General features: G+C 39.3%; 17 protein-coding genes and 5 pseudogenes. 12 read left to right on the top strand and 10 right to left on the bottom strand.

The genetic code is table 11. From position 1 onward, the window contains the following. Positions 1–341 precede the first annotated feature (341 nt). The 3 genes and pseudogenes from pdsR to L654_RS1000000128155 all read left to right on the top strand — a co-directional run bounded on the left by pdsR (position 342) and on the right by L654_RS1000000128155 (position 3,612). A complete protein-coding gene (pdsR, locus tag L654_RS0105410; RefSeq protein WP_024607492.1) occupies positions 342–1,031 on the top strand; it encodes a proteobacterial dedicated sortase system response regulator in 690 nt (229 codons plus the stop codon). After that, positions 1,031–3,180 (top strand): annotated as a pseudogene (gene pdsS, locus L654_RS01000000125530) (proteobacterial dedicated sortase system histidine kinase). The gene pdsR and the pseudogene pdsS overlap by 1 nt, the downstream one beginning before the upstream one ends. A 267-nt stretch (positions 3,181–3,447) precedes the next feature. Next, on the top strand, positions 3,448–3,612 hold the full coding sequence (locus tag L654_RS1000000128155; RefSeq protein ID WP_010553154.1) for a hypothetical protein: 165 nt from the start codon (positions 3,448–3,450) through the stop codon (positions 3,610–3,612). A gap of 5 nt (positions 3,613–3,617) precedes the next feature. On the opposite strand, the gene L654_RS0105395 is transcribed toward L654_RS1000000128155, so the two are convergent. After that, the gene (locus L654_RS0105395) at positions 3,618–4,868 is read right to left on the bottom strand and encodes a multifunctional CCA addition/repair protein (protein WP_024607491.1); all 1,251 of its coding nucleotides are present in this window, start codon (positions 4,866–4,868) and stop codon (positions 3,618–3,620) included. A gap of 132 nt (positions 4,869–5,000) precedes the next feature. Here L654_RS0105395 and L654_RS0105390 point away from each other — a divergent pair, with 132 nt between their 5' ends. Beyond that, positions 5,001–5,228 carry a hypothetical protein gene (locus L654_RS0105390; RefSeq protein ID WP_007581571.1) on the top strand — a complete coding sequence of 76 codons (228 nt, stop codon included), beginning with the start codon at positions 5,001–5,003 and terminating at the stop codon, positions 5,226–5,228. Between the two features lie 30 nt (positions 5,229–5,258). Here the strand turns inward: L654_RS0105390 and L654_RS0105385 are convergent, their stop codons facing one another. From L654_RS0105385 to L654_RS0105370, 4 genes are read right to left on the bottom strand one after another with little or no spacing between them, the layout of a single operon-like run. Further along, entirely contained in the window at positions 5,259–5,759 is a 501-nt protein-coding gene (locus L654_RS0105385) for a DUF1543 domain-containing protein (RefSeq protein ID WP_024607490.1), read from the bottom strand. 8 nt (positions 5,760–5,767) lie between these two features. Continuing rightward, the gene (locus tag L654_RS0105380) at positions 5,768–7,117 is read right to left on the bottom strand and encodes a sigma 54-interacting transcriptional regulator (protein ID WP_010553151.1); all 1,350 of its coding nucleotides are present in this window, start codon (positions 7,115–7,117) and stop codon (positions 5,768–5,770) included. 2 nt (positions 7,118–7,119) lie between these two features. Continuing rightward, positions 7,120–7,665 (bottom strand): hypothetical protein, encoded by a 546-nt coding sequence (locus tag L654_RS0105375; protein ID WP_024607489.1) that lies wholly within the window; start codon positions 7,663–7,665, stop codon positions 7,120–7,122. A gap of 1 nt (position 7,666) precedes the next feature. After that, entirely contained in the window at positions 7,667–9,124 is a 1,458-nt protein-coding gene (locus tag L654_RS0105370) for a HAMP domain-containing sensor histidine kinase (RefSeq protein ID WP_024607488.1), read from the bottom strand. Between the two features lie 330 nt (positions 9,125–9,454). Here L654_RS0105370 and L654_RS0105365 point away from each other — a divergent pair, with 330 nt between their 5' ends. From L654_RS0105365 to L654_RS0105350, 4 genes are all read left to right on the top strand, one after another. Further along, complete coding sequence (locus L654_RS0105365; RefSeq protein ID WP_007581561.1) at positions 9,455–9,688, top strand: cag pathogenicity island protein Cag25; 234 nt, start codon at positions 9,455–9,457, stop codon at positions 9,686–9,688. A gap of 24 nt (positions 9,689–9,712) precedes the next feature. Then, a complete protein-coding gene (locus L654_RS0105360) occupies positions 9,713–9,940 on the top strand; it encodes a hypothetical protein (RefSeq protein ID WP_007581559.1) in 228 nt (75 codons plus the stop codon). Positions 9,941–10,127: 187 nt separating this feature from the next. Beyond that, on the top strand, positions 10,128–10,364 hold the full coding sequence (locus tag L654_RS0105355; protein ID WP_007581558.1) for a hypothetical protein: 237 nt from the start codon (positions 10,128–10,130) through the stop codon (positions 10,362–10,364). Positions 10,365–10,373: 9 nt separating this feature from the next. Then, on the top strand, positions 10,374–10,610 hold the full coding sequence (locus L654_RS0105350) for a calcium-binding protein (protein WP_007581557.1): 237 nt from the start codon (positions 10,374–10,376) through the stop codon (positions 10,608–10,610). A gap of 57 nt (positions 10,611–10,667) precedes the next feature. Here the strand turns inward: L654_RS0105350 and L654_RS0105345 are convergent, their stop codons facing one another. Next, the gene (locus L654_RS0105345) at positions 10,668–11,120 is read right to left on the bottom strand and encodes an energy transducer TonB (protein WP_024607487.1); all 453 of its coding nucleotides are present in this window, start codon (positions 11,118–11,120) and stop codon (positions 10,668–10,670) included. 172 nt (positions 11,121–11,292) lie between these two features. Then, positions 11,293–11,814, bottom strand: coding sequence for an energy transducer TonB (locus L654_RS0105340; RefSeq protein WP_024607486.1), 522 nt, complete (start codon positions 11,812–11,814; stop codon positions 11,293–11,295). A 172-nt stretch (positions 11,815–11,986) separates the two neighbouring features. Between L654_RS0105340 and L654_RS0105335 the strand changes: the two genes are divergently transcribed. After that, a complete protein-coding gene (locus tag L654_RS0105335) occupies positions 11,987–13,669 on the top strand; it encodes an amidohydrolase (RefSeq protein ID WP_024590069.1) in 1,683 nt (560 codons plus the stop codon). 52 nt (positions 13,670–13,721) lie between these two features. Here the strand turns inward: L654_RS0105335 and L654_RS0105330 are convergent, their stop codons facing one another. Continuing rightward, entirely contained in the window at positions 13,722–14,561 is an 840-nt protein-coding gene (locus L654_RS0105330; RefSeq protein ID WP_024590070.1) for an HDOD domain-containing protein, read from the bottom strand. Between the two features lie 296 nt (positions 14,562–14,857). Here L654_RS0105330 and L654_RS0105325 point away from each other — a divergent pair, with 296 nt between their 5' ends. Next, complete coding sequence (locus L654_RS0105325) at positions 14,858–16,558, top strand: hypothetical protein (protein WP_024607485.1); 1,701 nt, start codon at positions 14,858–14,860, stop codon at positions 16,556–16,558. Between the two features lie 41 nt (positions 16,559–16,599). Here L654_RS0105325 and L654_RS01000000125525 read toward each other — a convergent pair. Beyond that, positions 16,600–17,006 (bottom strand): annotated as a pseudogene (locus L654_RS01000000125525) (HIT family protein). 111 nt (positions 17,007–17,117) lie between these two features. Between L654_RS01000000125525 and L654_RS01000000125520 the strand changes: the two are divergent. Further along, positions 17,118–19,287, top strand: a pseudogene (locus L654_RS01000000125520) (DPP IV N-terminal domain-containing protein). Between the two features lie 142 nt (positions 19,288–19,429). Beyond that, a pseudogene (locus L654_RS01000000125515) lies at positions 19,430–21,069 on the top strand (methyl-accepting chemotaxis protein). A 77-nt stretch (positions 21,070–21,146) separates the two neighbouring features. On the opposite strand, the pseudogene L654_RS0105305 reads toward L654_RS01000000125515, so the two are convergent. Next, positions 21,147–21,716, bottom strand: a pseudogene (locus L654_RS0105305) (leucyl aminopeptidase family protein); the annotation flags it as partial.

Genomic DNA, 21,716 nt, shown 5'->3' with positions numbered 1-21,716 from the left:
CCGCCAATAATAGCGCCTGCACCTAGTCCAATAGCCGTTTCTTTATGGGCTTCTTTTGATGGCGTGTTAGATGTTGAGGCAATTGCTGGAGTACAAAAACTAGCAACGAGTGTTAACGCGATTAATGTCTTCTTCATGATTTGATCCTTAAACTTACTTTTTAATTTATGATGTTTTGTTTTGATGGGTGTATTAAAACAAGCTCAAGTGGCAATAAAGGGGATCAAAAATGGCAAACTGCTGAGCAATTGTGGCAAAAAAATGGCAATTGCCTTTTTAAGCGTACTTAGCTTAAAAACTTCGATATAGTGCACTACAGAGGCAATAGGATAATGATTAGAATGAAAAAAATAGCCATCGTCGAAGATGAACCCGCAATCCGCGAAAACTACATTGAAATGCTGAGCTTACAGGGCTACCAAGTGAGTGGCTTTGCAGATCGTGCCTGCGCTGAAGCTGCATTTAAAAATGCCCTGCCCGATTTAGCCATTGTTGATATTGGCCTAGGCCATGAAATAGATGGTGGTTTTTTACTGTGCCAAACATTGCGATCGCTTTCTAAAACACTGCCTATTATTTTTTTAACCGCCCGCGATAGCGAAATAGATACCGTATGCGGCCTGCGCATGGGCGCCGACGACTACCTAACAAAAGACATAAGCTTGGCTCACTTGGCTGCGCGTATTGGTGCGCTATTTCGCCGAATGGAAGCACTTGAACAACCTGCTGATGCAAATGCACTCATAACACGCGGGCAGTTAACGCTCGACACGCAACGTATGCAGGTATTTTGGCAGCAACAATTAGTTGATTTAACCGTAACCGAATTTTGGATGCTGTATTCACTCGCCCAGCGACCAGGCCATGTTAAAAGCCGTAACGAATTAATGAGCGATGCAAAAATTTATGTAGACGACAGCACCATTACTTCACACGTAAAACGTATTCGTAAAAAATTTATAGCACTCGACAGCGCCTTTGATTGCATAGATACCGTGTATGGCATGGGCTATCGGTGGGAACAACACTAATGCTACGATTTGGTCTGCGCAGTAAATTTATATTACTTTCATGTTTTTTGTTTTTGCTACCGTGGCTTGGCTACGAGTACGTGTGGGAAATGGAAAAGTTTTTACGCCAAGGCCAAGAAAAAACCCTCGTAGGCACTACTCGAGCACTTGCTACTGCATTACATGAACGCCCCGCATTATTTGACGAGCAAACCAACTTTTTAGACCAAGTAGTAAAAGGCCGCGATTTATACGCTTATAATCTTAAAAACCCTATTCAGCTAGACGGTAAACTTAACGACTGGGACAGCTACCAGCCGTTATTTTGGCACTACGACAAGCGCTACTTACAAAAAACAGATAACAAACATCAAGCCAGTGACTTATCGTTTGATCATATGGTGGGAAAATTTGATAACTACTTATACGCCGTATTTAAAGTCACCGACAATACCCTTATTTATCGCGCTAAAAATAGCTTAAGCATTACCAATAACGATTATTTACAAATTGGCCTAAAAACGCCTGACGGCCAGTTTAATACTTACATTATTGCGCCACGCCAAAACGGCTGGGTTAATGCGTTTGATGCAAATACCAAAGCCCCCTTTACAAAAATTCAGGGTTATTTTGAAAGTACCAATACAGGTTATAACGTAGAGCTGCGTTTTCCCATTAGCATGTTGGGCAACAAACTTGGCTTTGCTATTGTTGATGTTGATGTAGATAATAAAGATGCCTTGTTAGAACCAAAAATAATGTCGACCTCAAACTTAAATAACCCAAACGATTTAGGCTCTGTATTAGTTCCCTCTCCAGAGATTAGTCGTATTTTAAAAGGTATGGGTCACAGTGGTAGCCGTATNGTATTTGGGTAGTCGATAACCATCATCGTGTACTTGCGCAGTCGGGCACTATTCAAAATGCAGATGGCGTATGGGCTGACGGTCTCAAAAATCAGCCACCAGTAACTACATGGCAGCGCTTTGAGCAAAATTACTTGCACCCAATTTACTATAAAATTTTAACGCGCCCCGAAAATGAGTTTTTAGATACCCTGCACGATGTAGCTTCTATGCAGGGCACGCATTTAGCTAAAGCATTAAAAGGTCAATCTGCATCCTCTTGGCGCTTAACCCCCGACAGCAAAGCCGTTATTTTATCGGCAGCTTACCCTATTTGGATTCAAGACCAAGTAATTGGCGCAGTAATAGCAGAGGAAACCACAAACGGCGTACGAACACTGCGTAACAAATCGCTCGAAAAACTCTTTAACGTTATTTTAGCCGTTATGCTAATTGGCACTGTTACCCTGTTCTTTTTTGCCTCACGTATATCGAACCGAATTAGGCGGCTGCGCGATACAGCTGAGCAAGCAATTGATGCACAAGGGCGTGTTACCGGCAGTATTAATTACAGCGATGCTAACGATGAAATTGGCGATCTGTCTCGTAGTTTTTCAAACATTGTTAGTCGACTTGGTGGCTATACCGATTACTTAGAAAATATGTCGTCGCGGTTGTCACATGAGCTGCGCACGCCTGTTGCCGTAGTACGCTCATCACTCGAAAATTTACAAAGCTTGCCACAAAACGAGCTGAGTCAAAAATACCTCGATCGCGCCAGTGAAGGCGTTGAACGTTTAGGTAAAATAATAACCACCATGAGCGAAGCCACTCGCCTTGAGCAAAGTATTCAAAGCAACGAGTCTGAGCCTTTTGATTTACAAAAAGTAATAAATGGTTGCATGCAAGGCTATCAGCTTACTTACCCAAACCAGTTATTTACGCTTGATGTATGCCAAAACAAATTACCTATGCAAGGTGCACCGGAGTTTATAGCTCAGCTGCTTGATAAACTTATTAATAACGCGCTGGAGTTCAGCAAAGCCAATACTGCTATTAATGCGAGCCTTAAACATATTGAAAACAAGGCAATATTAACAGTGAGTAATACTGGTCCCGCTTTACCTGAAGGATTAACTGAACATATTTTTGATTCAATGGTGTCGGTACGTAGCCAGCAAATGCAGCAACAGCCACATTTGGGATTAGGGCTTTATATTGTAAGGCTGGTGTGCGACTACCATAAAGGCAGTGCAACCGCGCAGAACAACGAACAAGGTGATGGTGTCGTATTTACCGTAACACTGCCGTTAGTAAATGGTTAAGGCTGTATTTATACCGTTATATTTATAGCCACAGCATTATATGCAAATAGTAAGTACGCAATAAGTTAAATTCAGCTGTATATTTTTAGTTAAAAAGAGTTACTTTAATTTACCTTAACTCCATATAAATTAACAAATAAACCCCTCTCACCCCTCAAAACCTGCCGGTTACAATTTAGTACAACTTCAAATGTAACTATTCACTTTTAATTCAGTCGAATGACCATACCCTACATCATATTAAAGTATTAAATTGAAGGAATACTCATGAAACCATCACTAGAGCGTGAAGAACTAGACTTTATTTTTGACTTATACAGGCCCTCTAAAAAACCTGAGTCTGAAAATGTAAAACCAAAAAGTACAAACTACAAAGAGCTAAGAAAGCACGACGCGAGCAAAAACCAAGGCGTATCGCACTACTTAGTTTAACTTTATTACGATTGAGACTTCTCACGTTCTAAAAATGCTTTAATGCAGTTAATTTCTGCAAGTTTTACTTCTTCGCCTATTTCAGGGCCTTTTTTGCCATTTTTAAGTGCATTTTGCACTATCAGTTTCTTATCCATTTTTTGCAGTTCAGTATGAATTGCTCGCAGCTTAGCTGCTTGCGGGTATGGCTTATCAACAAGTGTTTCACCACGCCCTTGTGCATCGCATTGGCATGCTTGGGTAAACGCTATAAAACGTTCTGGGTGTACCAACGCATTTAAGTTAGTCACTATTAGCTTGTGAATGGTTTGCGGCCTTAACTGATCAATCGTGTGGCAAAGGGTGTGATTATCACTGGTGAGTACGCCAATATCGCGAAAACGGTTAGGCACTTTTAAGCGCTCACAAAACGCCTCAATAACTGCAACACCTTCGCGTTCGTGCCCACGTAGGTTTCCATATTTTTTAAAACTAAGCGCTTTTCCAAAATCATGGGTTAGTGCAGCAAAACGTGTTTCTAAATTAAAATTTAAATCGGCTGCACGCCTAAGTACCAGCATAGTATGTACAAATACATCCCCTTCAGGATGATGGTTTGCCGGTTGCGGTACATTAACCATGCGCTCAAGTTCTGGAAAAATACCTAAGCCTTGCAGTGCTTCAAAATAAAGCTCAGGGTACTTTTCACCCAGTGCTTTTTCAGTTTCAAGCCACACGCGCTCAGGTACTAAATGATTTAGCTCACCTTTATTTTTAAGCTCGCACATTAATGCATACGTACTTGGGTGAATACGCCAATCACTGCCATAGCGCGCTAAAAAACGGGCAATACGCAATACTCGAACAGGGTCTTCTACAAATGCCTCAGTGGTGTGGCGCAGTGTTTTATTTTGTAAGTCAGTTTGGCCATTAAACGGGTCAATAATATTACCGTGTTCATCAAGCGCCATTGAATTTATGGTTAAATCGCGTCTTGCTAAATCTTCTTCTAGCGTCACTGTTGGGCTGGCATCAACCACAAAGCCAGTATAGCCTTTGCCGCTTTTACGCTCTGTGCGCCCAAGTGCATATTCTTCTTTTGTTTTTGGGTGTAAATAAACCGGAAAGTCGCTACCTATTGGTACAAAACCGAGCGACTGCATTGTGTCTGGCGTTTCACCAATCACTACATAATCGTTATCTTTTGATTTTATATTTAGCAGTTTGTCGCGCACTGCACCACCAACGAGGTAAACTTTTTTTAAGTTACTTTTCACTTTATTCCCATAAACATTAATAAAATTGTTTGATACTAATCATAACATTAATTAAAAAATTCTGCGGTGTTTGCCAAGCTTAAGTAAGCTCATTACAATGGCGCATTATTTTCAGCTATAGCCTCACAATTAATGAAAAACCATTCATCAAAAAAAGAACTTATGTTACTACCCATTTTATTAGTGGTTATTTTAATGTGTGTGGCGGGTCACTTTTTACTACAAGCAAATTTTCAAGACAGTAATGTGGTTGAATACATGTTAGCAGCACTGCCGTTTGCTATGTTTGGATTGGTTATTGTGGCGTTTAAAATGGCGGCTAAAAGCGAAAAGGATGAACAAAACGAGCAGGACTCTTAATCCTGCTTAGTTTTAGCTACTTATTATAATTTAAAGTATGTGATAGCCAAACCAGTCTGGCTTTATAGGCTGCGATATACCGCTGGGCGTGAGCTTAATGTTTAGCTGGCTGTCGAGTAAATCAATCGCAAAGCAATCGTCTACGTCATGTAAATCATCTTTATGAATATGGCTAAGCCCTGCTAGCAAATCGTTTTTAGCTCGCTCTTTAGCTTCATGGCTACTGCTTGCAACATACAGTGCAAAGTCGTGTTGCTCAGCCATAGAATCACTTCTGTAAGCGCCTAAATTTACAAAATAGAGTTGTTTATTTTGTTCAACGTACGTATCAACAATCTCTACTTTAAAGCCATCAATATCATTAATTGCCATGTAGCTATCCATGTGAACACTACTTCTGTCGCCTACCCATTGGCTTTTTAACTTTGTATAAGTTTGCTCGATGTTTTGCCCTACAACAAAACGAATATCATGCATTTCAATGTGGCAACCTTGAATCCGGCCACCTAAATACACCATAAATAACTGCATGCTTTTCCTTAACCTAAATTATCAACATCAATATTATGCTTTTTAATCAACTTATAAAAATCTGAGCGATTGCGCTTGGCAAGCTTAGCGCCTTCGGCTACGTTACCACCTGCCATTTTTAAAGTGTTAATTACATAGTCGCGCTCAAACTCTTTTTTAGCGTCGTTTAGTGATAATGGTTCTACGTTTGTTTCGTTACTATTTAGCGCAGCTAATACTAAGTGCTCTGAAATAACATCGCTTGGCGTTAATGCTACAACCTGCTCTACTACGTTTTGTAGTTGGCGGATATTACCTGGCCAGTCGTAACGCACAAGCGCATGCATAGCATCGCTTGCAAAGTGTTTTTCAGTTTGCTTCATGCGCTTAGCAATACTTGCACTAAAGTGCTGTGCTAATAAGCTTATATCTTCGCGGCGTTCACACAGTGGCGGTAATTTTAAATTAACTACGTTTAAGCGATAGTATAAATCTTCTCTAAATTGCTGGTTTAAAATAGCTTCAGGAAGATTTTTATGTGTTGCCGATACAATACGTACATCGATTGCTATTTCTTCTTGAAAGCCTACGGGGCGAATTGTTTTTTCTTGTAATACGCGCAGTAACTTAACCTGCAAGTTAAGTGGCATATCGCCTATCTCGTCTAAAAATAGCGTGCCGCCCTCAGCTTGTTGAAACAAGCCTTGGTGATCTTTAATTGCGCCCGTAAAAGAGCCTTTTTTATGACCAAATAATTCAGACTCTAAAAGCTCCCCTGGTACAGCGCCGCAGTTAATTGCAACGAAAGGGCCACCGCTTACATGACTATGCTGATGAATCGCCTGTGCGAGTAGCTCTTTACCTGTACCACTAGCCCCCGAAATCAATACATTAACTTGCGTTGGCCCAAGTAGTTTTACTTGCTCTAACAAGTGCAGCATTGCACCACTGCGCGTAACTATATTACTTTTAGGTGCTGCTTCATCTGCATTAACACCATGTATTTCTATCGCTTTAGCAAGGCTGTCAAATAGCTCATCTTTATCTACAGGTTTAGTTATAAATGCAAAAATGCCCTGCTTAGTTGCCTCTACGGCATCAGGAATTGAGCCATGCGCTGTCATCATAATGACAGGTAATGCAGGGTAGCGGCTTTGCAGCTGACGATGCAGTGCCATGCCATCCATTTCATCCATACGTAGGTCGGTTATTACGGCGTCAAACACTTGGCTTTTAAGTATTTGTAGTGCGGTTAAGCCGCTTTCACAGGTCGTTACTTCGTATCCTTTTGATTCGATACGAATAGCGAGCAGTTTTAATAAGCTAGCGTCGTCGTCAACGAGTAATACTTTTGCACCTTGCACTTTAGTTGCTGCCATAGTTACTGCTCCTTAGTTTCTTCTCGTAGTAAAAGCTGCTGCTCAATAGTTGCTAACGATGAGAGGGTTTCTTGCATTTTATTGTTAAGTGCTTGCTGCTCTTTTTTAGCATTTATTTGCATAGTCACTTGCTGCTTTTGAAGCCATAAATATTGCTTTATATCATCTGGCCAAAAGTAAGCTAAATCGAGTTTTAGCAACTTAGTCATTACCGTATTTGGATCATCATTTATGTTTAAGCACATAAATTTAAAAAAACGTTTAAGATCGTTTTCACCTGTAAAAATATCTTTTTTTGGCACCAATTTAAATCCGCCACACTGATTAGCGTGCCATGCAATAACTTGCTCTGCAGGCGGATAGCTAGGTTCTATTTTTGGCCTGGGTTTTGGACTAGGTTTACTGTTTTTGTCGTTCGTTATTTTGGTATCGACCACAGGTGCAGGTGTAATTGACACACGCTCTTCTTGCCCATTATTAATTTCACAACCTGATATAACCATGCTGCTACTGAGCACACATAAAATAGCGATTAAACGCAAGCGCATGTTAATTAACTCCTAGATTTTTTGTTATGGGAATTTTAATTGAAAACCGGCAACCATGCGGCTCGTTATGCTCAACAGTAAGTGTACCTCTTAGCTGTTCAACAGACTCTTTCACAATAGTTAAGCCAAGCCCACTGCCTTGCAGCGTAACATTTTTACTGTGTTTACCTTGATAAAATGCGCTGAAAATTTGAGTTTTTTCTTGCTCTTTAATACCGCACCCTTTATCAAGTACAGCAATGCAAAGTTGGTTTTGCTCAAGCGCTAAATTAATAGTAACGCTTTGCTTATCTTGTGAAAATTTTAAGCCATTTGAAATAAGCTGAATTAAAATCATCTCAATAAGCTCACTAGGTAAAGCAAGCTGTTTATTAGGTAAGTTATTTTGCCATTGCAGAGCTTGCTGACGCGCACTTAAGCGATGTTCAAAATGGCTATTAATTTTATTAATAAGATAGCTAAACTCAACTTCGCTTAGGCTGTCTTTACTGGTGCGAATCGCATTATAACTCAGCAGGCTGTCAATCATTGTACGAAGGCGCACCATAGATTGGCTAATAAGCTCAAGCACTGCTTTTTGCTCAGCAGTAATTGGGCCTACTATTTCATCAGTTAGTAAATCAGTGCCTTCGACCATTGAAGCAAGCGGCGTTTTTAGCTCATGGGTAACATGGCGTAAAAAGGTATCTTTTTGCTGCTCAAGCATATGAAGTTGCTCTTGCACCCATTGGAGTTTTTCTCCTAGCTCAACTAGCTCAGCGGAGCCTTTCACAGATATTTTTTGCTGCCAATGTCCCTGCCCTAGCTTATCAATAACCGTAGTTAACCCTTTTAGTCGCCCACTTATACGCCATAAAAAACCACCACCAACAATTAAAGTAAGCGGAATAAGTGCCACCAGCCAGTTTATAAATGAAGTTTGTAGGCTTGTAAGCTCATTTTGGTTATTGGTAATTTGCGCTTCATTTTTATCACGTAACCATAAAGTAAGCTCAGCAACTAAATCGCTCACTGGCACAAATAGCTCCGCTTGCTGTTGTTTTTTCTCAACAAGCTCTACATGCGCTGTTTGTAAGGTGGCATATAAGCGTTGCCATTGGTGGGTGTAATCTTTATCCGTGTTTACAAATTTAAGTTCATCAATACTTTGCAGGGATGATTGCCATTTATCGACAATGAGCTTATCTAACGATTCGCTTTTTAATACCCAATTTTGCCTAGTGGCGCGCTCAAGGCTGTTGAGTTCTTGTTTTAGAGTATTAAACGATTTGGTAACTTGGTAGTTGTTACTCACGATACTTTGAGTCACTGCTAATTGCTTGTTAAGCGCATTTAAAAATACAATCACCACTATAGAAAGCGGGAGTAACGAAAGCAGCATACTCATTGCAAATTGCCCAATTAAATTAGGCCGCCAGTTAAGCATTGCATGGTATTTTTTAGCTATGGTTGCTGGCATTTCGTTTAGTCCTTTTAAGTTAAGCGTTCTATTATTAAGTGCTTACCTTATACACTAGCTGAACCAGCAATTATATTTAATACGATTAACAGCCAGCGCTACAAAAACAATGTGTCGCCAAATAGAGACAACGTAAACCATTGATTTTTAAACCCTACCTTTAATCTCACTACATAGTGTTGCAAAAGGCACACAAAAATTACAATAAACCCCGTAAAAACTTCCCACCTCTTTCAAGTTAAAAATATAAGCACTTGAAAATTAACAATAATTATTTTTGGCATCATTTTTGTAGTAGGAGTAATAACTTTAATCAATAAGGAAATAATTATGAACAAACGCATTTTAGTAATTTCATCATTACTGGCTTTAGGCTTTTTAGGCGCTAACGCACACGCGATGGACGTTCACGCGACTTTTAACGAGCTTGATAAAGACAGTAACGGCACATTAAGTGAAGCCGAAGCAGGTGAAGATGCCGTTCTACACGAGAATTTTTTACAAATTGATACTAATCAAGATGGGCAATTGTCGCTAGATGAATTCAAAAAATTTATTCAATAAACTCATTTAATAAGGAACGTGATTATGAAACAACTTATAGCCGCTTTTTCATTAATGTTTTTAGCAATTAGTGCCACCGTAATTGCATCGCCAACAAACGTGCGCTTTGCCCATTTAGATAAAGATATGGATGGACAAATATCAATTGTAGAAGCTAAGGAAGACAAAGAAGTAATGAGACAATTTGCCGACTTAGATGAAGACGGTGATGAAAAAGTCTCAAAAAAAGAATTTGAAAGCTTTAAGCCTTAATGAGTAATTACTGATTAAGCTTTACTTAAGCTTGTTACAAGTAAACTGAATTTAAAAGCATTTGCCATAATCCCTGAGGGAGTGTGTAAAAGGATTTAATGTTGGGAGTTAAATTACGGCAAGTGCTTTTTTCCTTTTTACTTTATTTTAGCCACGAACTTTTAATACATCTTTTGGAAGGAAGACCATGAAGATACTTTCCCTTGTTATAAGCATTTTAATGCTATTAAGTTTTGATGCCGCGGCACTTGATGTAAAGCAACGCTTTGATCACCTAGATAGCGACAAAAGTGGCTATTTAACACACGACGAACTTGATCCCCAACCACAACTTTTAAACACCTTTGTAAAATGGGACAAAAACCAAGATAACCAAATTTCGCTAGTCGAATTTAAAAGTTATCTAACTAACAACCTTTACTAAGTGATTTATATGAAAAGTATTAGCTATATAACGCTGCTGGCGTTTAGTATTTTTAGCGCATTTAGTTTTGCCGCAAGTAACGACATTGCAAAGCAATTTAAAAAGCTAGATAGGAATAAAGACGGTTTTTTATCACGTTCAGAAACCGCTATAGACCCGGCTTTGTGGTCACGATTTTCAAGCTACGACAGTGACAAAGACGGTAAATTAGCATTAAATGAATATGGCTTATATGCAAGTAAGTAGTTTTATAGCTAGGTAAACAAACACCTAGCTTATTATATTTATATCTATTAATTACGTTCAGGCTTTATTTTTAGAACAATGCGCCAAATACTCTGCATCAGTAGGTTTTGGGCTTACCATAAAATCCATTTTGAGATAAGTTAGAACAGGTTGATTACTCGTATTTTCAGTTGTCGGTTTCCAGCGCCATAAACCCACAGCAGCTGCCGCATTATTATCAAACACGCCCTCAGGGTAAGACGAGATAACCTTATACCCTTGGGCTTTACCTTGTGAATTAATTAACGTAGCAAGCTCAACACAACCTGAAATACTTTTTTTTGCAGCTTCTATCGGATATCGCGGCTCAACTCTTTTAGCAACACCCCAATACTCACCTGCCTTACTTCGCAGTTCAGGACTCGATAAATCAATAAAACTCAGCATTTCATCGCTTACTTGTTTATCAGACGTTGAGCTACAAGCTGTTAGCATCATGCTCAAGGGGAGTAATAAATAGAGGGCTTTCATAGCATTTCCTTATTCTTAATGCTTATTTATTTATAAATATTAGTATTAATACCCATCTGATTTTACAAAGGTTCGAGCTAAAATATTACACACACCGAAAGTAACTTTAAAGTGAGGTAAATAAGTACTTTTTTTCAAACCTTGTAATTTTCTCGTTACTTGAAATGTTTCATCAGTAGGAGATTTTTTTAGTTTTTCCTGTTACTTGAAATGTTTCGCCAGCCGGACAATTTTTTAAATATTTTTTACCTACTGGTATTGAATCAATCATAAAATCAATTCTAATATGAGTAAGTATAGGTTGTTTAGTTACATTTACGGCAGTAGGCAGCCAGGCCCATGTATTTAAAGATTGAGCTGCGGCTTCATCAAATAACCCTTTAGGATATGAAGAAATTACTTTATATCCTTGCGCCTTACCCTCAGAATTAATAATAGTCATGAGTTCTACACAACCAGCAAGACCTTTTTTTGCAGCAGCTATTGGATATCGTGGTTCTGTTCTTGTGGAAATATTCCAATAGTCTTTCACCCTGTCGCGCAGTTCAACACTTGATAAATCTATATGATCGCGTATTTCAGCATTTGATACATCAGTATGGTTTAGCTTTTCTACACTTTTATCTGCAGTAGGTGTCGATCCACATGCCGCAAGTAATGAAGTTAATGGGAGTAATAAATAGAGGGCTTTCATAGCGTTTCCTTATGCTTTATTGATTGTTTTACATACTAAATAATCACATCAATTACCTATTTTGTAAACAGTTAATATAGAGAAAAACATTAAAATGAGGTCTATCAATTCATTGGTATTATAAAATCAAGTTTGTTAATGTAAGTAAATTAACAATAAAAATTAAGTAACTATGCCACTCAAAAAAATAATCAAACCACTCATACTAGCCAGCCTTTGCGCTAGTTCTAGCTACACTCTCGCACAAACAAAAGTAATTTATAACGCCAATGGTTATACCCCTTTATACAAAGGTGAAATACAGCAGTTTTCTACCCTCGTTATTAAAAATGGCAAAGTAGTTAAGCTCGGTAGCGAAACACTTAAAGATAGCTACCCAGATGCCAAGCTAATTGACGCGCACGGTAATACCTTATTACCTGGCTTAATTGATGCTCATGGGCACGTTATTGGCCTTGGCGACAATTTATCGCAACTTGACGTACGCGGCGCAACATCGGTTGATGAAGTAACAAATAAACTAAAAGTATTTGCCGATAACAAACAAGGTTGGATTATAGGGCGTGGTTGGAACCAAGAGCTTTGGGCTGATACACGCTTTCCTACAGCTAAAGATTTAGACAAAGTAGTTAGCGATCGACCTGTGGTTCTTTCGCGGGTTGATAGTCACGCCATTTGGGTTAATTCAAAAGCGCTCGAACTTGCTGGTATTACCGCCCAAACAAAAGCGCCTGAGGGCGGTGAAATAATTAAAGACGAATTTGGCAATCCTACGGGTATTTTTGTAGATAAAGCAGAATCGCTAATTACCCAGCATATGCCAGCCCCTTCAAAGCAAGATATAAGTGACTCACTAGATGCAGCAGGTAAGCATTTATTAAGTTTAGGCATTACCTCTACTCACGATGCAGGTATTGATAAAGCCACATGGGAGGTTTACAAAGAGCGCGGCGACCTTGGTAATTTACCGCTACGTATTGTGGCAATGTTAAGTGGTGCAAGCCCTGATTTAGGCGCAATGTTAAAGGCAGGCCGATACCACGACAAAAATGACTTTATGGAAATTCGCAGTGTTAAAGTTTACGCCGATGGCGCACTTGGCTCTCGCGGAGCCGCTCTGATTGAAGAATACGCAGACAGACCTGGTCACCATGGTTTAATGCTTGAAACACAAGAAAAACTCGAAGCGCTCTTTACACAAAGCTTTAAAAGCGGCTTTAGCGCAAATACCCACGCAATTGGCGATAAAGCAAATAAAGTAGTACTTGATGCTTATCAAAATGTGTTTAAAAAAACGGGCGGTATATTACTACGTAACCGAATAGAGCACGCACAAATTGTAACGCCTGAGGATATCCCTCGCTTTAAAGCGTTAAAAATAATCCCTTCAATGCAGCCAGTACATGCCACTTCTGATATGCATATGGCAGAGCAACGCTTAACTGAAAAACAATTAAGCGGTGCCTATGCTTGGCAAACATTTTTAAAGCAAGGATCGGTTGTTGCAGCAGGCTCTGATTACCCGGTAGAGCTTGCAAATCCATTTGATGGTTTGTATTCAGCCATTACACGCATGGATCATAACAAACTACCTGAAAACGGCTGGCGCGCAAGTGAAGTACTAAGCCGCGAAGATGCATTACGTGCATTTACTCTCGGTGGCGCTTATTCAGCTCATCAAGAATTTAAGGTGGGTAGTTTAGAAAAAGGTAAATGGGCCGACTTTATTTTAATTGATAAAGACTACTTTAAAGTACCTATTGACGAGATATACAAAACGAACGTACTGCAAACATGGGTAGCAGGAATAAAACGGTACGAAAAAACCAAAACAGAAAATACTATCGATAAATAAACAAAAAGGGTTAACGCAAGTTAACCCTTTTTGTTTGTGTAATAAAACATGTTTAGCTAAACATGTTTTTCACATCTTTTAGCATATCGTTGTATTCATCACTTGTGAATAATTGCATAGACGGTATTACACCTTTATCTATGTACGTTTGCAGCGCTGCTGACTTATCAGAAACCTGTAATGTTCCCTCTAAAATAGCGCCTACTCGAATAAAATCTACGTAACTAACTTTATCAGGTTTGTAACTTGGATCTGCCCAGCTTAGAGCTACATCAACAAACTCTTTAGGAAATTCCCACGCTTGCATAATCGATGAGCCAATTTTCCCACTCAGCTTTTGAATTGCGTGCGCTAAAAAGCTTGGGTTGGCAAACACTTCAGGGTGGCGCTCAGCTTCTGTTAAAATTGGTAATACACCAATATTATAAACAAGCGCAGCTAATGTAATTGAATCACGATTTAATGAAGTGTGTTTATTGTTTTTTAAGTAAAACTCCATGAGTGTTATTGAATGGCTAGCAACGGTTAATGTTTTTTGCCAAGCCTTGCCCATGTAGCCTTTAATCAGCTCATTGTTTGATACAAATAATTGCTCCATAGCCATAGCTGTTGCAATATTTTTAATTTGGCGCAACCCAATGCGAGTCACTGCTTGTTGTAAATTAGATACTTTTACAGAACGTCCCATAATCGCACTATTAGCTACTTTTATCATACGAGCTGAAAGCGCTGGGTCTTGTGAGATTACATCTGACATTTGCATTAAATTCACATCAGGGTTATCTGCAGCTTGGCGAACCTTAATCGCTACTTCAGGTAGCGTTGGTAAAACCAACGTATCGTTATTTATTCTATCGACTAGAATCGTTAATAAAGCGTTTTCTGTAGACATAAAGCTGCCGTCCTTTTGTGTTCAGCCTGTAAAGTAACTGCAAACTCAGGCAGTTAATTTTCGTATTAGTAATATAATTAGTATTGTCTAACTTACCGATAAAGTTAAGATAATTATAGAAGTTTATTTTTATTTATAATGCTTTATCGCTCATGCTTGCCTTACAACGCCAAATACTTGCTATTTACTATTTAGTTTTGCTTTAATGCACTCACAATAAGGAAGCGTTTGTACATATTTAGTCTTTTAACTAAAGCAGTACAAATTATTAAACTTACTTTTTAACAGGCAATATAATGATCTTAAATAAAATTAGCCAAGCAATTATGCTCTCTGGTGTCGTTTTTCTTAGTGCATGTTCTGAACAAGCGCCGTCTTCTACCGACAACACAGCCACAGAGCTTGCTCAAAAAAGCAGTGCACAATCAGGCCCTGAGCTTATTAATGCAAATAACCAACGTTTAGATATTTACACCGACTTTAGCTTACAAAGTGATTTATCGCACTTAAGCGACAACCAACGAGCAATGGTTGCAAAGCTTATTGATGCTTCAAAAATAATGGACGAGTTATTTTGGAAGCAATCTTTTGGCGAAAATAAAGACGCTTTTTTAGCAAAACTAAACGACGACAAAGTACGTAAATTTGCCGATATTAACTACGGTCCATGGGATCGTTTAAATGGCGATGAAGCGTTTTTATCCAGCTATAAAGAAAAACCTCTTGGCGCACAGTTTTACCCTGCCGATATAACCAAAGAAGAGTTAAACAATGCAGATGTTGAGGACAAAACAGGCCTTTACTCTGTAATTAAGCGTGATGAGCAAGGTAAGCTTTACAGCGTGCCATATTCAAAAGAATACGCTAATGAGCTTGCAAAAGCCGCTGATCTTTTACGCGAAGCAAGTAAACTTGCTGACGATAAAGAATTTGCTAATTACCTAAATCTGCGTGCTGATGCTCTACAAAAGGATGACTTCCAAGTATCTGACTTTGCTTGGATGGATATGAAAAACAACCCAGTAGATGTGGTTATTGGTCCAATTGAGACTTATGAAGATCAATTGTTTGGTTACCGCGCAGCTTATGAATCTTACGTACTTATTAAAGATTTAAAATGGAGCGAACGCTTAGCTAAGTTTGCCGCATTTTTACCTGAGCTTCAAAAAGGCTTACCCGTTGATGCTAAGTACAAACAAGAAGTACCGGGCTCTGACGCCGACCTAAATGCATATGATGTTGTTTACTACGCTGGGCATTCAAACGCGGGGAGTAAAACAATTGCAATTAACTTACCAAACGATGAGCAAGTACAGCTAGAAAAAGGAACTCGTCGCCTGCAACTTAAAAATGCGATGCGTGCTAAATTTGATAAAATTCTAGTACCAATTTCAAAGCAGTTAATTGTACCTGAGCAGCGTAAACACATTACTTTTGATGCATTTTTTGCCAATACGATGTTCCATGAAGTCGCTCACGGTTTAGGTATTAAAAATACAATCACAGGTAAAGGTACTGTTCGTCAATCATTACAAGAACACGCAAGTGCGCTTGAAGAAGGTAAAGCCGACATTTTAGGCCTGTACATGATTGAGCAATTACTTAAAAAGGGCGAAATTACAGAAGGAACTATTGAAGATTATTACACGACCTTCATGGCGGGTATATTCCGCTCAGTTCGTTTTGGAGCATCAAGTGCGCATGGTAAAGCAAATATGATCCGCTTTAACTTTTTTGCTCAAGAAGGCGCTTTTTCTAAAAATGAAGAAGGCCTGTACCGCGTTAATATGGAAAAAATGAGCATTGCAATGGCCAAGCTTTCTCGTTTAATTTTAACCTTACAAGGTGATGGCGATTACGAAAAAGTAGATCAACTAATTGCAACGCATGGCGATATAAAAGAAGAACTTGCTGAAGACTTAGAAAAACTAAGTAAAGCAAATATCCCTGTAGATGTAACGTTTAAGCAAGGTAAAGAAGTACTAGGGCTTAAGTAATTTTAGTTAAACTTAGCTAAACCCTAAAAAAGCGTTGCAGCTTAAAACTGCAGCGCTTTTTTTAACTCTGTAATTTGTACATCTGTATACGGCACAACTGGATACTTACCCCAAATTGGCGCAGGCCATGCAGCATCAGTAGTAAAGCGTGCAATATGGTGAATATGTAATTGCGGCACCATATTACCCAAAGCCGCTATGTTTAACTTATCAGGGCTAAACACATCCATTAATAATTTACTTAGCTTGGCTGACTCTTTTAAATACACAATTTGATCATCCTCAGATAAATCAATTATCTCTTTTAAGTTAGCCTGCCTAGGCACTAATACAAACCACGGATATTGGCTGNGTCGTTCAATAAAAGTACTTTACACAGTGGCCAATCGGCAAGCTCTATACAGTCGCGTTTAAGTTCTGGCGCTAGTTTAAATTCAGGGTTAGTCATTGTTATGTCCTACTTTGTCTTTAATAATCGCCACTTTATAGCATTTAGTTGCAGTTGCACACGCTTGGCTTTACCATCAAAGCAATATTTATAATAAGCTAAGGCAACCTTGTGCTAAAAAAAATAAAACACCTCTCACTAGCCCTTCCATTAATGGTTGGCGCTATTAGTGTTCAAGCAAAACCTTTATCGTTGGAGCGTATTTTTGACGATCCGAGCCTTTCAGGTAAATCACCTGTACAACTTAAATTTTCGCCTGACGGCAGCCGTGTAACTTATTTACAAGGCAAAAGCGATGACTACAACCGTTACGATTTATGGGAATACAATCTAAAAGATAACACCAACCGTGTGCTAGTTGATTCGGCAAAGTTATTTTCAGGCCCAGAAAACCTATCTGATGAAGAAAAAGCACGCCGCGAACGCCAACGTATTTTTGGTAAAGGCATATTAGAATACAAATGGTCTAAAGACGGTAAAGCACTTTTATTCCCACTTAACGGCGACCTTTACTATTACGATTTAGCCTCTGCTAAAAGTAAAAAACTAACCGACACTGAAACATTTGAAACCGATGCACGCTTTTCACCTAAAGGTAACTACGTATCGTTTATTCGAGAGCAAAACCTATTCGCTTTAGAGCTTGAGTCAGGTAAAGAAATTCAGCTTAGTAAAGATGGCGGCGGCGTAATTAAAAACGGCATGGCCGAATTTGTTGCTCAAGAAGAAATGAGCCGCATGACAGGTTACTGGTGGTCAGGTGATGAAACTAAAATTGCCTATACCCGCGTTGACGAAACCCCAGTAAAAGAAGCTATCCGTAACGAAATTTACGCTGATGAAGTTAAATTATTTAACCAGCGCTACCCGTTTACAGGTACCGATAACGTAAAAATTCAACTCGGTGTGGTTAAGCTAAATGACCAAAAAGTAGATTGGATTGATTTAGGTAAAGATGAAGACATTTATATCGCGCGTGCTAAGTGGCTAAAAGACGGCAATACACTGTCTTACCAATGGCAAAATCGCTCGCAACATAAATTAGAGCTTCGTTTTTATAACAGCGAAACTAAAGTCCAAAAAGTAGCATTAACCGAAAACAGCGAAACGTGGATTAACCTACATTTTGATCTTGAGTTTTTAAAAGACAAAAAACATTTTGTATGGGCATCTGAGCGCGACGGTTTTAAACACTTATATCTGTATCGCACAAACGGTCAACTTGTTCGTCAAATCACCTCTGGTGATTGGGCTGTTGATAGCTTAAAAGGTATTGATGAGAAAAAAGGCATTGTTTACTTTGCTGGCCGAAAAGATACACCGCTTGAAAGCCATTTATACAGCGCGCCTTTATTTAAAAAGGGCGATGCCAAACGTATCACCGAAAAAGGTCAGTACCATAATGTTGTGCTAGCAAAAGACAATAAAACCTTTATCGATAATAGCTCGTCTGATAATAAACCAAACTCAGCAGCGCTTCGTAAAGTAAACGGCGAATTTATTACATGGCTTGAAGAAAATAAGCTTGATAGTAACCATCCGCTTACTCCTTATTTAAGCGACTTAACAAAACCAGAATACGGCACAATTAAAGCCGAAGATGGCCAAGTTATGCATTACCGTTTATTTAAGCCTAGCAACATTACTGATGGCAAAAAGCACCCTGTTATTGTTAACGTATACGGCGGCCCGCATGCTCAACGAGTGACGAATAGCTGGCGCAGTAAAAACTTGTACTTTCAGTACATGGCGCAACAAGGTTACGTAATTTTTCAACTGGATAACCGTGGTTCGTACAACCGTGGTAAAAAGTTTGAAGATGCTATTTATAAAAACCTAGGCGTGGTTGAAGTTGCCGATCAAATTAAAGGCGTAGAGTTTTTACGTACACTTGATTACGTAGACCCACAACGCATCGGTGTTTATGGCCACAGCTACGGCGGNGGGTGCTCCTGTAACCGATTGGGCTCTATACGATACGCATTACACAGAGCGTTATTTAGGTCACCCTGATACGAATGCTAAAGGGTATGAAGATAGCGCAGTATTTCCATATGCTGATGGCTTAAAAGGCCCATTAATGATTTATCATGGAATGGCTGACGACAATGTGCTGTTTACGCATTCAACTAAATTGTTTAAACAACTGCAAGATAACGAAAAACAGTTTGAAATGATGACCTACCCAGGCTCTAAGCACAGCCTACGTGGTAAACAAGTGCAAACACATTTACATCAAACAATTACAAACTTCTTTAATCGTCATTTTGATGTTAAATAAGCAAGTAAAGTAATAACAGACTAAAGGCTGATTGATAAATCAGCCTTTTTTTTGCATTAATGGACGTTAAGCCTAGATTAAACTCTTTTTTTAGCTACGCTTATTCTATGCGCTAAAGCGCACACTTTTTGAGGATAAATGTATGCCTAATCTACGAAGTTTTAGTATATCCCAGCGTTTTTCACTGTTAATAGCCATAGTTATATTTGGACTAATAATACTTAGTATATCGAGCCTAACTCATCAATATAGCTCGCTAAAAGACGAGCAATACACAAAAACACAAAATGTAGTAGAAACTGCGTACAGTATAATCGAGCACTTTTATGACCTTGAGCAAAGTAATTCACTTACTCAACAACAAGCTCAATCGCAAGCACTTAATGCAATAAGAGCACTGCGCTACGACAAAACCAATTACTTTTGGATTAACAACTACCAGCCAACAATGGTTATGCATCCTATAAAACCTGCGCTTGAGGGAAAAGATTTAACCAATAACAAAGACCCTGACGGCAAAGCATTGTTTGTTGATATGGTTAATATAGTTAAACGCTCTGGCGAGGGATTTATTCCTTATAAATGGCCAAAACCAGGTAAAGAAAAACCCGTTGAAAAAATCGCATTTGTTAAAGGTTTTAATCAATGGCAATGGATTATTGGCTCAGGTGTTTATCTTGATTCAATTGACGAAGCATTTAGCGAGCAACGAAACCTTATAGTCGTCAGTGCAACAATTATGATTATTGCTGTTATTTTACTTAGTTACTTTATAGGCAAGAGCATTTTAATACCTACTCGTTTAGCAGCCGATATGATGAAAGACATTTCACAAGGTGAAGGCGATTTAACCCGTAAATTAAATGAATCCGGTAATGATGAAATATCTGAATTATCACATTCATTTAATTTATTTGTTTTAAAAATGCGAGAGTCACTTGTTCATGTAGCACAAAGTGCAAACGACGTAAGTGAGCATGCGCATACAGTTGATGATTCAAGTAGAACAAGCCACTCGTTTATTGAGCTCCAAAACGATAGCTCAACCCAAGTTGCAGCTGCCATGGAGCAAATGACTCACCAAATACATGATGTAAGCCGTAACGCCGAAGCCGCAGAGCAAGCAGCTAAAGATGCAGCACAAAACGCATCAACGGGTAAAAATGTGGTTGCGCAAACAATTACAGCAATAGAAACACTCTCAAGCAACATAGAAACAGTCAGCCGTGTAACAGAAGATTTAGCCAACGAGAGCCATAATATAGGCTCTGTACTTGATGTAATAAGAAGCATATCGGAGCAAACAAACTTACTGGCATTAAACGCAGCCATTGAGGCTGCTCGCGCAGGAGAGCATGGCCGAGGATTTGCTGTTGTTGCAGATGAAGTAAGAACACTNTAGCCAGTCGTACAGGGCAAAGTACCGACGAAATTCAAACCATGATCACTAAACTTCAAGAAGGTGCAAAAGCAGCAGTAGAAGCTGTTAAATCAAGCCAAGCACTTTCAGTTTCTACCGTAGATCAGGCGTCATCGGCCAATACTTCACTTAATGAAATAGAACGACTTGTTTCAATTATTACCGAAATGAACAGCCAAATAGCACGCGCCACAGAGCAACAAACTCAAGCTGCCGACGAGGTTAATTTGCGTATTAATGAGCTATCTCAATCAACTGAGCAATCATTAAATAATACTAAACAGCTTACCGATGCCAGTGATAATCTTAAACAAAGTAGCCAAGAGCTTTCGAGCGTAGTTAATCGTTTTAAATTAGATTAACCCTAACCCATATAATTATCGTAAAATGCAAAAGCCCTGAATTAACAGGGCTTTTTTATTACATGTAGGTTTTTAGCTTACAAACAGTAACGTGCAAACAAGCTCGTTACTGATGCAGCTGTTGGCTTGCCATGCTGCCAATCACCGCCTTCAACACCGCTTCCAGCAATGTCCATATGCACATAAGGCAAAGGTTGTGCAGAGTCGTTACCGTGCTTATCAAGCCCACCAACAATAGCCATAAACGCCATAGGGAACTGATGTCCACGCGCAGTAACAGCAGATGCTGCGTTATTGCTCGAGAGTACATCGTCAGCTAGCGTGCGTGGTTTAATAAAGTCGTAATCTTCACGGCGAGAACGCGATACTTCTGCGCCATCGGCCCACAAATCTCCAAGGTCAGCTATTTGACGTGAAACACCAGCGCTACGAGCTGGACCATTTTCAACATACGCACCGTAAGGACCCATTGCACGTGCCGCGTGACCCGTTAATGTAGCAACAGTAAACAACGTTGGGTTTATTTCACCTTTAGCTAAATCTTTCATTTCGCTAAGCAGGTCGCCCATTGCTAAGCGCCCTTCTGCATCGGTATTACCAATGCGTACACGGATACCTTCGCGGCTAGTAATAATTTCATCTGGCAC

This window comes from Pseudoalteromonas sp. TAB23 (genome assembly GCF_000498075.1).
GTDB lineage: Bacteria > Pseudomonadota > Gammaproteobacteria > Enterobacterales > Alteromonadaceae > Pseudoalteromonas > Pseudoalteromonas arctica.
Note: the sequence above shows the minus strand (reverse complement) of the source record. Positions and strands in the feature narration are given on the sequence as shown.